At 41.9% G+C, this 15,178-nt stretch carries 12 protein-coding genes; 8 read left to right on the top strand and 4 right to left on the bottom strand.

Annotated features, from left to right (window positions below):
- Window positions 1-249 precede the first annotated feature (249 nt).
- From J4N42_RS08345 to J4N42_RS08335, 3 genes are all read left to right on the top strand, one after another.
- Window positions 250-3,282, top strand: a complete 3,033-nt coding sequence (locus J4N42_RS08345) for an Ig-like domain-containing protein (protein ID WP_252027417.1) — start codon at window positions 250-252, stop codon at window positions 3,280-3,282.
- Between the two features lie 132 nt (window positions 3,283-3,414).
- Window positions 3,415-6,039: a glycoside hydrolase family 18 protein gene (locus J4N42_RS08340; protein ID WP_252027416.1), complete on the top strand. Its 2,625-nt coding sequence runs from the start codon at window positions 3,415-3,417 to the stop codon at window positions 6,037-6,039.
- Window positions 6,040-6,268: 229 nt separating this feature from the next.
- Complete coding sequence (locus J4N42_RS08335; protein ID WP_252027415.1) at window positions 6,269-6,745, top strand: hypothetical protein; 477 nt, start codon at window positions 6,269-6,271, stop codon at window positions 6,743-6,745.
- Between the two features lie 27 nt (window positions 6,746-6,772).
- On the opposite strand, the gene J4N42_RS08330 is transcribed toward J4N42_RS08335, so the two are convergent.
- From J4N42_RS08330 to J4N42_RS08320, 3 genes are read right to left on the bottom strand one after another with little or no spacing between them, the layout of a single operon-like run.
- Window positions 6,773-7,087: a DUF723 domain-containing protein gene (locus tag J4N42_RS08330; protein WP_252027413.1), complete on the bottom strand. Its 315-nt coding sequence runs from the start codon at window positions 7,085-7,087 to the stop codon at window positions 6,773-6,775.
- Between the two features lie 12 nt (window positions 7,088-7,099).
- Window positions 7,100-7,606, bottom strand: coding sequence for a hypothetical protein (locus tag J4N42_RS08325; RefSeq protein ID WP_252027412.1), 507 nt, complete (start codon window positions 7,604-7,606; stop codon window positions 7,100-7,102).
- Complete coding sequence (locus tag J4N42_RS08320; RefSeq protein WP_252027410.1) at window positions 7,599-8,363, bottom strand: winged helix-turn-helix domain-containing protein; 765 nt, start codon at window positions 8,361-8,363, stop codon at window positions 7,599-7,601. Before J4N42_RS08320 ends, J4N42_RS08325 begins: the two co-directional genes overlap by 8 nt.
- Before the next feature lie 320 nt (window positions 8,364-8,683).
- On the opposite strand from J4N42_RS08320, the gene J4N42_RS08315 reads away from it, so the two are divergent.
- Window positions 8,684-10,456, top strand: a complete 1,773-nt coding sequence (locus tag J4N42_RS08315) for a sensor histidine kinase (RefSeq protein WP_252027409.1) — start codon at window positions 8,684-8,686, stop codon at window positions 10,454-10,456.
- Window positions 10,456-11,076: a response regulator transcription factor gene (locus J4N42_RS08310; RefSeq protein ID WP_252027407.1), complete on the top strand. Its 621-nt coding sequence runs from the start codon at window positions 10,456-10,458 to the stop codon at window positions 11,074-11,076. Before J4N42_RS08315 ends, J4N42_RS08310 begins: the two co-directional genes overlap by 1 nt.
- A gap of 583 nt (window positions 11,077-11,659) precedes the next feature.
- On the opposite strand, the gene rplY is transcribed toward J4N42_RS08310, so the two are convergent.
- On the bottom strand, window positions 11,660-11,938 hold the full coding sequence (rplY, locus tag J4N42_RS08305; protein ID WP_252027406.1) for a 50S ribosomal protein L25: 279 nt from the start codon (window positions 11,936-11,938) through the stop codon (window positions 11,660-11,662).
- 330 nt (window positions 11,939-12,268) lie between these two features.
- Here rplY and J4N42_RS08300 point away from each other — a divergent pair, with 330 nt between their 5' ends.
- From J4N42_RS08300 to J4N42_RS08290, 3 genes are all read left to right on the top strand, one after another.
- Entirely contained in the window at window positions 12,269-13,012 is a 744-nt protein-coding gene (locus tag J4N42_RS08300; RefSeq protein WP_252027404.1) for a glycosyltransferase family 2 protein, read from the top strand.
- A gap of 15 nt (window positions 13,013-13,027) precedes the next feature.
- Window positions 13,028-14,320 carry an LssY C-terminal domain-containing protein gene (locus J4N42_RS08295; protein ID WP_252027403.1) on the top strand — a complete coding sequence of 431 codons (1,293 nt, stop codon included), beginning with the start codon at window positions 13,028-13,030 and terminating at the stop codon, window positions 14,318-14,320.
- Between the two features lie 185 nt (window positions 14,321-14,505).
- Complete coding sequence (locus J4N42_RS08290) at window positions 14,506-15,024, top strand: Hcp family type VI secretion system effector (protein ID WP_252027401.1); 519 nt, start codon at window positions 14,506-14,508, stop codon at window positions 15,022-15,024.
- The last annotated feature ends 154 nt before the right edge of the window (window positions 15,025-15,178 follow it).

The raw sequence follows: 15,178 nt of genomic DNA, 5'->3' as shown, positions 1-15,178 counted from the left end.
TTGTCTACTTGACTCCTGTAGACCGTTAGCCCCTAGCACTTAATGCCTTTCGTGTTGGGGGTTTTTTTTATTCTCGTTTTAAATTGGTCACTATTATATTTTGATCAGCAATTTTTCATTCAATAGTTACCCTTTCATTATGAATTTATAGTTATGCGTTGCTAGATTTTTCGCGCTGCTTTTATCTCTGGGGAGAAATTAGGTTCAACTCATATAAAAGTAAGGAAAATACTATTTAGGAATGGAAATATGAAAGTTAAAGGCTTTTCAGCACTGTGTTTATCGCTCGCTACGTTAGTAGGGTGCGATGATGATAGTGGAGGTGTAACTACCCCCCCTCCAACTCAACCTCAGAAAGAACTAATCGAACTGCAAATATCCCCTGTCACGGAAACTACCAGAAGTGCATCTGAAGGGGTATTAATTCAACCCGACTCCACAGTAAATTTTGTCGCGATAGGAACATACAGCGACAACCAACAGGAAGTGCTAACTGATAAAGTAAATTGGAACACAACTTCAGACGAACAACAGATATCGCTTGATCAATCTGGTTTCGCAACTGGCGAAGCTACTGGTTCGACTGGGGTTCTAGCGAGCCTTGATGGCGTAAAAAGTAACGAATTGCACGTCACTGTTGGTGACGAATCTGTGACTAAGGTTCAGATCACTGAAAGTAATAAAACTCTCCCTGTAGGCGGCAAGCATAAACTGACAGTGATGGGGCAGTTCTCTGATGGCAGCTCCCTTCCTCTCGACCCTCAACGGATACAATGGCAATCAACTTCACCAAGCATCGTAGCTGTTGATTCTTCGGGCGTGATAACTCAAAGGGAAGAAGGAGCTTCAACTATTGAAGCGATGTACCATGAATTCGTGACAAAATCTGAAGTTATCGGTGTAGAAGCTGATTTAGAGTCGATTCAAATTGTTCCAGGTGAGGTGTTGTTGCCTCAAGGGTGGACGACTCAATTGTACGCGTTAGCTATTTATGACTCTCAAACATACGTTGATATCACTGAGCTCGCAAATTGGGAGTCCGCAAACCAAGAAGTGCTCACTCTAACAGATGAAGCCGGCGAAGTATTGGCTCAGTCTGCTGGAGAATCCTCCATTTTTGCATCTTGGCAAGGTGTTAAAGGCAGCACGGTTGTAACTGTGGAAAGCGCAATGCTCGAACGTATCATGCTCACCCCAGCTACGACAAATATGAGACTAGGTGGGAGCTTAGATTTCACTGCCATGGGCATTTATAGCAACGGCGGCGTAGTTGATTTAACTAGCTCGGTCTCTTGGGCTAGCTCTGATTCAGAAGTGACCTACGATGGTAAGGGAGGCGTCATATCAACAGGTGTAATGCCATCAGCTAACCCGGTTGAAATCACGGTGAATGAGCCAGACAGTAAAGTATCTGCAACCGCAAAGTTAACAATCGCTGACATTGAGATCTCTTCAATTATTGTGCAGAACGCAGATATTGAGTTAGGTATTGGCGAAAAAGCGGATGTTGTGATTACTGCTGTTTACGATGATGGTTCAACTGAATCAATTACTTCTGGGGCCCACTTTACATTTAGTGACACCGATGTCGTCAGTGAAATTGGTGGTGAAGTTACCGCAGTAAAAGAAGGCAGTACAAACTTTACGGTTGAATTCCTCGGTGCGCAGGCGAGTGGAACAATCACAGTTTCAGATCGTAGCTTAGTATCAATTGAAGTGACGCCAAAACAATCAGAAGTTATCAAGGGGCATGTTCAAGCATTTCACGCTATAGGTATTTATGACAACAACTCTACAAGAGACTTAACAGACGAAGTTGTTTGGATTTCGAGTGCTCCAGAATTTGTTTTTGATCCTTTACATCCGGGTAACGCAGCGAGTGATGTTGCGATAGCTGATGTTTCAGTTAGTGCTGAAATTGATAACATTACAAGCGCCTCAGTGGCGGTTACTGTCATTGATGCGGGTGAGTTGGTCGATGTTTTAGGGTATGTAAAGGATTCTTCAATTTATGTAGATCAAACGACTCAGTTGGTTGCGACTGCCGTTTATGAAGGTGGCGCGACTGAAGATATCACCAGTGACGTTGTTTGGACCGCAGATAACGATAAAGTTAACATCACCTCAGACGGTTGGGTCTCGGCTAAATCTGCGGGAGAGGAAAGTATCTCTGGCTTATACAGTACTCTCGCAATTGGGCCAATTGAAGTCACTATTGATGAAAGCTTAAGTGATACTTTAGTTGCTATTGTTTCAACGATCGAAAAAAACGTTTTATACCTAACGGAAGAAACAAACGCGACTGCTCTAGCTATTTATGCCAATGGCCACGTGTCACAGATTGTACCAGAATGGGAAGTGGTCAACACTGATGTTGCAAGTGTTGATACGAACGGCAAGGTTACAGCCCTAGCTGAGGGAACAACGGATCTAACAGCAAAATACAACGGAAAACAGCACACTATTCAAGTAACAGTTATAAAACCAGAAGTGATTCGTACTTTTATGACAAGCAATGGCAATCCTAACAATCAACTTCCAATTGACGATGGTTCGGGGTTACCTGTGCTTGATGCCGAGCAGTATCAGCATCAGATGTTATATGTTTGGCAAGAGCACGCTGATGGGCGTAAGGAAAGACTATTTAATGAGCAAAGCGTTGACTACCACTTGTCTTACGTGCCAGGTGGTTTTCGAACCAAGGAGAGTGTTATTTTCCCAAACAGTACAGGGCGATACCCTGTTACGGTAAATGTTACGACCACCGATACTAAACCGGATACGGTGGCCTCGTTTGAGATATTGTTGGATATAAAATCGACAACGTTACCAAGCTATAGTCTTCCACTAGAAGGCGCGCAAGGGCAACACTACTTCTATCCAGCAACAACAGAACAGGCAAACCGTGTCGGTGCTGAGTACGAGGGTAGCTACCGCTATTTCATTGAGGGTTCTCCAGTCGAATTCGCATTATTCAGTCGTTCTCAGTCTCAAGAGTATTGTTATGCGATGGGGTATACAAGCGTGACTCCTGGTGATGGTGAAGGAGGCGGGGACGCTATGCCACTTAACGTTCAATCACTAGATGGTTTCTTTAAGCTTGATAAGTCGCAATGGCAAGATGATATTGAGGTCGATGATACAGATGGAATGCCTGTATGGGGCAGCACAGGTAGCGACCGCTTTGCATACAACCCATGGACGGAGAAAGCCGGATCTGTCGAGGATGATATGCCAAGACTGGCAATCTGCTATTCAGGTTGGTCTAGCACTTGGTATTAATAGTAAAAGCCTACCTTTATGGGTAGGCTTTATAATTTAAAGAGGTATTTATCACTAATTCATCAATACTTTAGATGTTGTTGTGAGCATCTTAATTGGACTGAACTTTCCATCCAAATGAGGCTCATCTCAATGAAACATTTTAAACTCAACAAAACTGCGACCGCTATTTTTGTGGCTAGTTCACTAGCCGTCACCCCACTTATTAGTACTTCGGTTCACTCTGCACCTTGGGAAACAGGCCAAGGATTAACTTATGAGAAAGTCGATGCATCAAAAAACACCTTTAATACCTATCGAAGTGATGCGTCGAAACCTAAAGTGTCGGCTTACCTGTCTAACTGGACGCATTTTCAGCAAGGCTATGAACCGTCAATTGAAGCGCTTTCAAAATACGATACTGTAATCCTTTCTTTCTTTGGATTATGTGGAACCGAAATCGGCGACCCTTCAATTACAAGTTCAGTGATAGCGTTGGAGAACGAATGTGATGCAAATGGAGGTAAAAAGTTTGAATTGATGACAACTGATTCATTTGCTGATCTGCGTAAAGCATTCCCAAGTGCGGGCATAGATGGTGACTGGGATGGTAAATGGATGAGCGATGACGATGGTGGTCTATTTGGTGTAATGAAAAAGCTTGCTGCGGAAACCGATACCAAGATTGCAATTTCTATTTTTGGTTGGTCTTTATCTAACATCGCATCAGATGCGGTGAAACCAGAAAATCGCCACATTTTAATCGATAGCTTAATTGAGTTCGTGACAGCATACCCTTTTGTTAGCCAGCTCGATATAGATTGGGAATATCCAGGTATTCTGGGGGCTCCTGAGAACGTATTTGATCCTGAAAATGATGCGCGTAACTACGGTGAGTTTGTTGCAGAGCTGAAACAAGCTCTTGTCGCTAAGGGGCGAGATGATGTGAGAATTGGCATTGCCTCTGGGGCGCCACAAGACAAAATTGATGCGGCAGAGTTAAAGAGCTTAGTTGATTCTGGCGTGGATACAATTCACCTAATGACTTACGACTTCTTTGGTGAGACATGGGCAGAACAACTTACGCACCATACCAACTTGATGAAAAACGAAAACAGTGATTGGTCTTCAGATACTTCAATTCAATATATGATCAACGAACTCGGCGTTAATCCTCAAAATATACAAATAGGCTATGCCAACTACAGTCGAAATGCGACAAAAGCTGAAATTGAGTCTCATAGCCCTCTAAAAGGGAACTTTACGAGAGGCAATGGCATTGTCGTGGGTACGTTTGAGGGGGCTGTGACAGCTATCAATGATGTATTTACCAATTATACTCGCGCAGACGAAACAGGTCTTAACCCTATTAATGGCTATAAACTATTCACCGATGCCCAAGCTAATGCCGACTATTTATATCGAGATGAAGGTGGCATATTCAAAACACTGGATACGCCAAGAACCGTGTATGCAAAATCTCAATATGTACAAAAACATAACTTAGGTGGCATTTTCACTTGGATGGCAGACCAAGATGAAGGCTTAATGCTTAACGCCGCGAGAGAGGGTTTGGGCTACGAAGTTGAAACATCAGTGATTAATATGGAAAACATTATTAATACTTGTGGTGACAACATTACGCCTGAAGAGTGTGCAGAGCTGACACACATTTATGATGATGGAGCCTCTCTTCCAAGCGTTGAAGCAGGGGGGAACGTTGAAGTCGAATGGGAAGAAGGAAAACAGTATTCTTTGAGTGGAGCTGTTACTAACGCCAGTGAAATTGAAGCGACGAAATGGTCAGTCTGGCAAATTCAAGGAGAAGGTGTAACGCATAGCGACATCGTTATAGATGATAGTTCTAGCCTTGAAACCTATTTTTCAATCGCTGCGGAGCAACCGATTGAGCATAGCCTAGAAATTGTCTTTAAACTGAGCGCTCAATTGGCTGATGGTAAAGTTGTACAAGATTTTATGACGTACACGGTAAAACCTATTTCTGAACCAGTGAATGTGTCGATTGAGTCCATTGATTTTCCTTCGGAATATTATATTGCTGAAGGTAATGATCTCTCGTTAACAGCAAATATTAAAAACCCAGATAATAGCTATGTCGAGTTTGACTGGGAAACGAATGAGGGGGTTAAGTTTGTCGATAATTCATCGAACCCGGCTGACATTGACCTTTCTAGTCTGGTGAACAAGCCAGAGTATGATGTTGAGTTTTCGATTGCGGTATCAGACGGTGAAAGTGTTCTAGCTACAGCAACAGATACCTTACGAGTTATTGGTGACCCAAATAGTAATGAACCGCCGAAAGCAGCGATCGAGTTGCAAACAGAAAACCCAGTAGTGGGGACCGCCGTTCTACTAGGTTCTGCCTCAACGGATGAACTTGAAGAAGAGCTTTCACAGAACTGGGAAGTGACGCTAAACGGCTCACCAGTAGTCTCGAGATTTGATGGCAGTGATTACAGCTTTATGCCGCAAGAAGCAGGAGAGTACGAGGTTTCTCTTACTGTGACCGATGTGTTTGACGAAACCAGCACTGATACTTTGCTTGTCGCAGTCAAGGAAAAACCGAGTACGGAAGCTGACTACATCTATCCAGATGGTTTCGGTAACTATCAAGATGGAACTACCGTAGAGTTTGTTGGTGATGGTATTTATCAATGTTTTGGAGCTTGGTCTGCAAACTGTAACGATGAAGCCTTTTTACCTGGGATCGCAGCTGACCCATCTTGGGTAGATCTTCAATGGAAAAAAATAAAATAACGCTGTAGCTGCAAAAGCCCGGCCATAGAGCCGGGCTTTTTAATGTTTCTTGCGTGGGTGTGTTTTCACTAGTATCAATTTTGAATATTACGGGGTACAAATTTCAAAACTCACTTTCCAAAGCGAGTAAAGGTTATATGTGCTTGGATTTCTCTTCGTAGCAGGTCACAAAAGGAGTTGCGTAAAGCTATTAGATTTAAATCTCCTTTAGTGAAACTAGGAGTTAGAAATGAAAAAATTACTACTTACCTTATCGATTATTTCAGCAACGGCTTCTGCCAACAATGTAGTCCCATGGGATTTTGTGGTACAAAACAGCTCATCTTCGCCGGTGAACTTTTCGGAGTATCAAGAGCAGAATTGCTGGTTACCCACAGCCGCCGACAACCCAACTCAAGCACCACCATTCGCAACTTCTGTGCTCCTTTCGTATATTGATAACCAAAACATTACAGGCTGCTCGGAAGAAGAAGGGCCTAGATACATGACATTCGATGGCTCTTGGCTTAGTGACTCATTTTCAATCAGGCTGGAATATCAGCCTCCGAATCTGTGTAGTCAGACACTCATTGTAAATGGACAGCACGATTTCCAATCTTTTCAGTGTGATATATCCAACCCAGCAGAAAGATTAACCTCTGGTATAGCTATCGGAAGTACTATTAAGTTAATCCCACCGGAAAAGAGCTTAGAACGTTTAGATTAATAAAATGCCCAACCTTTTGGTTGGGCACTATCCTTCATCGCTTAGTACTTGATTTATGAGCTTTTGATGTTGAATGTTTAAAGCTTCTTCCTTTTGCTCTATCAAACGCCATTCATTTTGGAAGGTGCCAGAGACTTCTTTATAACAAAGCGGGCAGCATTCATGCTTGGTATAGAAATGAGACTTTGGCGTTTGTAGAAAATAAGACTTGTGCTTTTTACAATAAATTTTAAGTTGGGTTCGACTGTTACGGTATAAGGCTTGTTGGTAGCCGTATTTATCTCCCCACCTTAATGTGGCTTTATGTAAAAACTCCTTTTGTGTGAGTTTTGGATACGCCATAGTAATTGGTTCTTAATACGCTTGCTTTAACTCGGATTTTTGGTAGCTCAAGACTTGACCACCATTTCTATACGATAAGATGGATATGGTATTTTCATCTTCGAATAGCCTTATGTTTGAATTTAGCTTCGAGGACTTCCTAGCAACGCTTGTTTTCTTTCTTGCAATAGGGAGTTTTCTCGCATTACCTTTCTTTTCCTTGTATAGGTATCTAGTATCATCTGCTCTGAAGATGTCAGTATCATGAGTTTCATTCGTAAACCTACCTGTGGTTTTTATTTCAGCATTTAAATAGTTCTCATCTTTTGACTCTTTGACTCTTGTGAGCAGTGCATAAATACCACCGTCGATATATGTTTCTATGTCTACTTCGGCACTGTAGTTGCTATCCAGATCCTCTACTGTATAACTGGAAGAATAAATGTTTTCTCCCTGGTCCTTTAATTCAAAGTAGTAGTAGGAGCCTAAATTAAATGACATTAAAGAAGCACCTACTAGAGTGAATACAATTTTACGCATTATTCAATTCCTCTTTGAACAGATGAATAGCCATGTTTGCAGTATTATTCTCTTTAGTTTTGTATAGTTTGTTGACTATTTGGCCATCCAACTTAATTATTGATATCGATATATTATCTTTGTGAATGTAAAGAAAGGCATGTCGGATTTTATTTAGTAGTGCTTTGTCTTTCTCAAGCTCTTCCCCCGAGATGATATAATCAGAGTGTATAGTCAGCTTTCCACTTTTATATGTTTTCAGCGAGGACAGTAGAGCACTGTCCTCTGAGTAATCGAGCCATGTGAAAGCGGTATTTATTGTAAATACAACTATGAGAGTCATCACTGCGTGCCACTTCCAACTCTTTATGTATGGAATTAGCTTAGCCGAAGATAAACCGAAACTTTCGTCTTCAGCTACCCGAGGTAGAGGATTTTTACTGAATGATTCATCTACATCATTATTAGTAATGCAATCAATATTTAGTAAGTATCCTTTTCCACTGACAGTCTTTATATATTTCTGTGTTCGACCTGTGTCGCCTAAATATTGACGTATGTTTTTTATTGATTGCGTAAGAGAGCTTTGTGAGACAATTTTACCTTCCCACGCAGAATTGAGCAGTGATTCCTTACTCACTACTTCTCCAGCATGATCACACAATACCCAAAGTACATTAAAATCTTGTCTTCCGATCTGAATTACTTCTCCGTTGCTATTGAGCTTTAGGGTGTTTGTGTTTCCATCCACTATGTACTTGTTATCTATCGTATACATTTTCCGTTATACCTATGGGGGTTCCTAAAGTTAAACTTGTAATAATTTTGAAATATTTAAAGTTGATAATATATCTTGAGGCAGAGTAATATTAATTCGCCCTACACCAAGACGAGATTATTATATTTTATGTTTGTTTTTATTGCTTGTATGTAGTGGTTTTCCGCAATAAGACGTTTTTTGGTTTAAATTAGTTTGCCGTGTATACAAAATGAATTTATTAATTAAAATGATAACGATTGGATAATTTGGTTTAATTGGTTATTAGCTTGGTGGAACATATTCGATTACTGAAGGCTCTATATGTAACCACTGTAGTCGTGGGTTCGATAGTTTTTGGTCGCCCAAACATAGTGCTGGCGCATGAACTTGATGTTAGAACCGTAAAAGAAGTAAAGGTTGGTGTACTGGCAAATAGAGGATTATTGAACGCTGAAAGTACGTGGCTACCAACACTTAATTATTTAGAAAGGCACATCACGGATTCAAAGTTTAAGTTGTATCCAATAGCTAGGAATGAAGTCGAAGAAGCTATTAAAAATCAACGTGTTGATTTCTTTATTACTAACTCAATCCAATCTGTGTATCTTGCTGGAAAATATGAAATGTCGTGGGTAGCGACTAAAAGGAGCAGGTATGCAGGTGGCTCATTAGTAGCAAGTGGCGCAAGTGTTATCGTTGCTGCTGAATCTAGCTACCAAACGATTCATGATTTGAAAGGTAAGAGGATATCTATTCCTTCTTTGTCTGAACAAACTGCTGGCGGACATTCAATTTTCCGAGCTAAGCTTAAAAGCCTAGGTATTGACGTAAAGTCCTACTTTAGGGCTGTTGTTAGTCCCAATTACCCTACCGACATGCATTTGCTATGGGTTCGCGATGGTTATGTGGATGCAGCAGTTGTTCCTGCGTGTTTACTGGAGCAGTTAGAGCAAGAGAAATTGGTTGCACCAGGTGAACTAAGAGTGCTAGGAAAGCAGTTTTTACAAGATTTTCCTTGTGCCAGTTCAACGAAATTATTTCCAAATTGGAATGTTCTCGCGGGTAACTGGGTGTCTAGTGAATTATCAGAAAATGTTGCCTACCACCTATTACGAATGCCTTCGGTGTCTGAAGCTGCAATTGCTTCAAATGCCGAGGGATGGTCAGTACCACCGAGTATTCTCAGCGTAGAGAAGCTTCTACTTGAACTAAATATTCACCCATTGAAGCAACGCTGGTGGGTTGGGGCGAAAGCTTGGTTTTTTGAGCGGGTTGAATTAGCGGTTACGGTCTTAACTTTACTTCTAGGTTTTGCAATATACACCGTCGTTCGGGAGAGATTGATCAGGACAAAACATTCAAGCCTTATTAAAGCAGAACAACAACTTGCAGATAAAAGTGCGCAACTGGCTCATGCTCAACGTGTTTATGTAGTCGGTGAGCTGGGGAGTAGCTTAGCGCACGAAATCAACCAGCCTCTTACTTCTATATTGAACTACAGTTTTATCGGAAAGTTGAGAAGCTCTCAAGATAACGTTGACTCGAGAGATTTTGCAGGGCTGTTTACTGACATTCATGACCAGGCTGAGCGAGCGAGTAACGTCGTCAAACGAGTTCGAGAGCAAGTTAAAACCAGCAAGAGTCACAGTAGGTTAACAGATATCGACAAGCTAACTTCGGAAACGTTACAACTGGTGAAACAGGAAGCTGTCATTAACGGCGTTGCCTTATCATACAGCCAGCTCGAACGACCATGTTTTGTAGATATGGATCCAGTAGCTATCCAACAAGTGCTTATCAATCTTATTACCAATGCGATAGAGGCATGTGTGACTAACGATGGCAAAGCTATTGAAAAAAGAGTGGTTGTCAAAACTAAATTGAAAGATAACAATGTTTATATGAATGTTATTGATACCGGTATTGGCCTAAGTGATAACTTTGAGCATATTTTAAAACCATTTTTTACGACAAAAACCGAGGGTTTGGGCTTAGGGTTAGTCATTTGCAAAGATGTGATAGAAGCTCATGGCGGTGAACTGAGCTTGAAAAATGGGCCAGTAGCGGGCTGTACGGCAGAGTTTTATTTACCTATAAGTGAGGAGAGTTAATGCTTGTTTATATCGTTGATGATGAGCCGTCGATTAGGGAATCACTTTCAATGTTACTCAATGAACTTGGGTATGAAACAGAGTGCTATACGGATGGTGAAGATTTCATAACAAATGCGAACGTTTCGGTACCCGGGTGTGTGATATTGGATAATCATATGCCAAGGATGGCTGGGACTGATGTTCAAAAGTATTTGGTTGAGCAGAAAAGCCCTTTAGCAATAGTGTTCCTAACTGGTCGAGGCGACGTTCGTACAGCCGTTAATGCGCTGCAATTAGGTGCTGTGGAATTTTTAGAAAAACCGATAGTGATAGGCAAGCTTACATCAGCGGTTGATAAGGCGTTTGCTAATTCCATTGAGTTTGAAAAGGAACTTTCAGTTTTGGCCCAGTACGAATCTTTAACTCATCGAGAGAAGCAAGTTCTAAAACATGTCGTTGTAGGGAAAAAGAACAAACAGATAGCAGATGAGCTCTTTATTGCGATAAGAACTATGGAGATTCACAAAGCAAACTTAATCAAAAAGTTTGATGCAAAAAATGTAGCGGAGCTCGTGACTAAGTTTTCTTTGATAGCGAATAGAGTTAAAGACGAAGAGCATACAAGTAAATCAGTCTAGACTAGGTGCATTAGCAAAAGTAGTTCTTAAACCAAGTTTGGTTCTGAGCTCCGTGGTATTCTGAGTTTCTAATCATTTGATTAGCTCAATATTCTTATACAGATGTATAGACAAGCTATTTAGGCTGCCTATCGCTTAATTAGTGACTATCTAACTCCTCCACTAACTCATACACCTGCCTTCCATTCTTCTAGCCTCTCTCGTTAAGAATTTATTATAGGGTGTATTATGTGCGCCTTATTGCATTTTTAAGGCTGAACCTTGGAGCTTAGTTGAGGTGCGGCAGGATGTTCACGAATTCCAGGCAGTGATTCGAGTTGGACTAAAATTGAGTCAAAGGTATTCTGGAGAGAAACTACTGTATAACGACACCCTAGCTACACCCTTTATACACCCATGGGCAAGTCAGGTATTTTAAGGTTTTGATTTGAATGAGAAAGCTCAGATTTTTAGAGCTTATAAACGGTGAAACCCCGATGTTGGTAGCATCGGGGTTTCGAATTTTTAGATGTCTCGGATGGTAAGGCCGATTATCTTATATGCAAAAGGCTGGATTTAATCCAACTAATTCCTTGGTAGGGAATTAGATGCGGATGAAGTCCATGTGCTCAACTTTTGGCTTGAACGCGTGACGTTGAACGTCTTGTGGCTTAACCTTAACTTCTGCGCCGTCAATCACTAGAGTGATTGCTTCGTAGAATGCTGGCTTGTCCATTTGGTTCATCACGTCATCGTGGTTAAGCGCGATAGAAACTGGTGCTGCTTCACCACCGTAAACAACTGCTGGGAATTGGCCAGCGTGACGTAGGCGGCGGCTCGCACCTTTACCTAGCTCAGTACGTACTACTGCTTCAAATTTCATAGTTTTACTCTCAAATTAGTAAAAATTTTAACTATCACATCCACAATGCGACCTTGTGAGATGCTATGTGACTTCAACAAGTAATGGTAGTTACTGTCAAAGCGAGCGCGGATACTATCATTGTCTCCACTTTTCAGCAATAGTTATTGTCTCATCTGCCCGTATTCTAAGCGTTTTTCACCTTTAATCTCTGGTTTCACTTCGTGTGAGCTAATTGCTTGAAAAGTAAGTTATCTGAATGAACTGAAACTGAACACGTTACTCAGAGGGAGTTCAGTCTTACTGCTTTATCTTAATCACACGTTCAGAGATAGGATTAACGGAGCAATTATGAAACCAGTCAGCATTATAGTCATTACATTAAATGAAGAGAACCGTATCGGCCGTTTGATGGAAGACTTAACAAAACAAAGTCACCGAGAGTTTGAAGTGATTGTAGTAGATTCAAACAGTGACGATGCCACTTGTGAAGTCGCATCGGCGTTTAGTGAAAGCCTACCTGCATTAACAGTTCATAAGATGGAAGAGCGAGGAGTAAGTTTAGGCCGCAATACCGGAGCGTCGCTAGCTAAGCACGAACGTTTGCTGTTCCTGGATGCAGATGTAAGGCTATCGAGCGATTTCCTTACCCGAGCAATGAGCCAGCTTGAGAGCAAAAAACTGGAAGTGGCTGGTGTATACATGGGGGCAAAAGAACTTCCTGTTGTTCATAAGTTAGGTTACGGCTTGTTCAACTTAGGTTTGTTCTCAACGCAGTTCTTTTTCCCAACGGCTGTGGGTGCATGTATCTTCTCGACTCAAAGAGTACATAAAGAAATTGGTGGCTTTGATGAACAAATTACGTTGTGTGAAGACTGCAATTATGTGAAGAAAGCCAGTAAGACTTGGCGTTACCGATTACTCCCGCTTACGTTTGGATTTGACCCAAGACGATTGGATCAAGATGGGTTATTCGCGATGGGTTGGACGTATCTAAAAGCTAACCTACGCCGATTCTTCTTTGGAGAGATGCGCAATAACGAAATGGAGTACAAGTTCGGCCACTACAAAGAACAAACACCTAATTGCCAATAAGCAGGTGGCATAGTGATGTTTGAAGGAGCAAGCTTATTTATTGGGGCCTTATTGGATGCGCTTATAGGGCCCAATTTATTCGTACCAGGCGAACCGTTTCTTATTGCCGCAGGATATCAGCTTTATCAAGGCGCTTTGACGGGCGTGGTGGCGGTGTTGCTTGGTGGTTTCATTGGAGACCAACTCAGCTATTTGATTGGTCGTAGAGCTGGAAGCAAATTCCAACGGAAGTTGACGAGGTGGCAGCCTAAAACGCGCCGAGCTTTTGCAAGAGCTAGGTTATTGATGAAACGGCGAGGAATTTATGTTCTTGCATTCTCGCGTTTGCTAGGGCCTGTTGCTTGGGTTGTGCCTTTTGTCGCCGGTATCAATCACGTCACTTGGAAGCGTTTCACCACTTTTTCTTCTATAGGCCTAATTCTGGGCGTAGGGCAGTTTGTCGCTTGGGGCTATTTGATGGCTTATGGCCTAAACAACATCCCTGTGCTTAATGAGGTGAAGGTTTTTGTCATTGAACATGCTTACTCACTTTTTGCATTACTATTTTCACTCTGTGTTGCTTATTTGGGGTGGAAAAGAGGCTGGCGATTTCTTGGGGTAAAATCCATAGCAGCACTTCTATTAGCACTAGTGGTATCTAACTATGGCCACTTCTTCATGCGAGCAGATGATTTGGCTAACGTAGTTCCTGATGATGCAGCGACGATATCCGTTGATACGATTGAAGCACACCAATATAAAGCCTATCCAGGCAAATCTAATTACTTCAAAGCTCAAGCGGTGAATATTGTTTACGTTGGCGAATCTCCAAAGCCGCTTATGCAAACACTGGGTTGGCTAGAGAATCAAACGTTTTCGCGAAACGACATTGAATTTAACGGTTATATAGAGTTGCTAAAGGGTAAGACTCCACCCGTTTCTGACCTATTTTGGCAGGGGGAACCGCAACATATGGCATTCCAACTGCCTGGTGACTTGTTGAAGCGTAGCCATATAAGATGGTGGTTTGCGGGGGAGGAGCAAAAGACTGGGCAAAATATATGGGTGGGTGCCGTCAGTTATGATGATGGTTTAAAGATCACGCCTTATTCGGGGATTATTACTGTGCTGCACCGAATAGATCCCAACGTAGATGTAGAACGTGATGCCATAGCCGAAAACGTGCTCGAAGTAAGTCAGGGCTGGGATGTGGAGTATTTTCACACTGAACGCCCGATCGCTCTAGACGATGGTCATGACTACTATACTGATGGTCGAATTCTTGTGATTTCGGACTCTATGACGTTACATGCAGCGAATCGAACCTAATTCGAAACCTTGCCTACAAGTAATAAACCGCCTAGTCGTGAGCAAAACCTTGCTTGTGATTATGGTTTTGTAAATATAACTAACTGTTTTTATATGGTGTTTTTCGTGGCATCAACCTTGCTCTTACTAGCTCGTTTTACACAAAACCAACTAGTAGTAATCATTATTTAAGTAAGGAAAATGCAATGCCAACTCCATGTTATATCTCTATCGAAGGTGAATCTCAGGGTCTAATCACTGCTGGTGCATGTACTTCAGATTCAATTGGCGATTCATTCGTTGAAGGCCACGAAGATGAGATGCTAGTACAAGAGTTTGATCACGTGATCACAGTACCGACTGATCCTCAATCTGGGCAGCCATCAGGTCAGCGTGTTCACAAGCCGTTTAAATTCACAGTAGCGCTAAACAAAGCAGTTCCACTGCTTTACAACGCACTTTCTTCTGGTGAGAAGATGAAAACTATCGAGCTGAAGTGGTACCGCACTTCTATCGAAGGTAAGCAAGAAAACTTCTTCACTACTAAGCTAGAGAGCGCGTCTATCGTTGATATTCAATGTGAAATGCCTCACTGCCAAGATCCAGCTAACTCAGATTTTACTCAAAACGTAACTGTTTCAATGTCTTACCGTAAGATTACTTGGGACCACGTAAATGCAGGAACATCTGGTGCTGATGACTGGCGTAAACCAGTAGAAGCATAATTCTGCATGCTGCCCACTTGCCATTAGGCAGTGGGCAGTTTTTCAAAGCCTTAAGCCAGAGACATACATCAGTGTTTCTAGCTTAAGGTTTTGGCGTTTGTAGCGGTTAGCATTGGGAGCTCAGATCCGCTCAAGCACAGGTTTAGGTAGACAA

It is taken from the genome of Vibrio sp. SCSIO 43135 (assembly GCF_023716665.1).
Taxonomy (GTDB): domain Bacteria; phylum Pseudomonadota; class Gammaproteobacteria; order Enterobacterales; family Vibrionaceae; genus Vibrio; species Vibrio paucivorans.
Note: the sequence above shows the minus strand (reverse complement) of the source record. Positions and strands in the feature narration are given on the sequence as shown.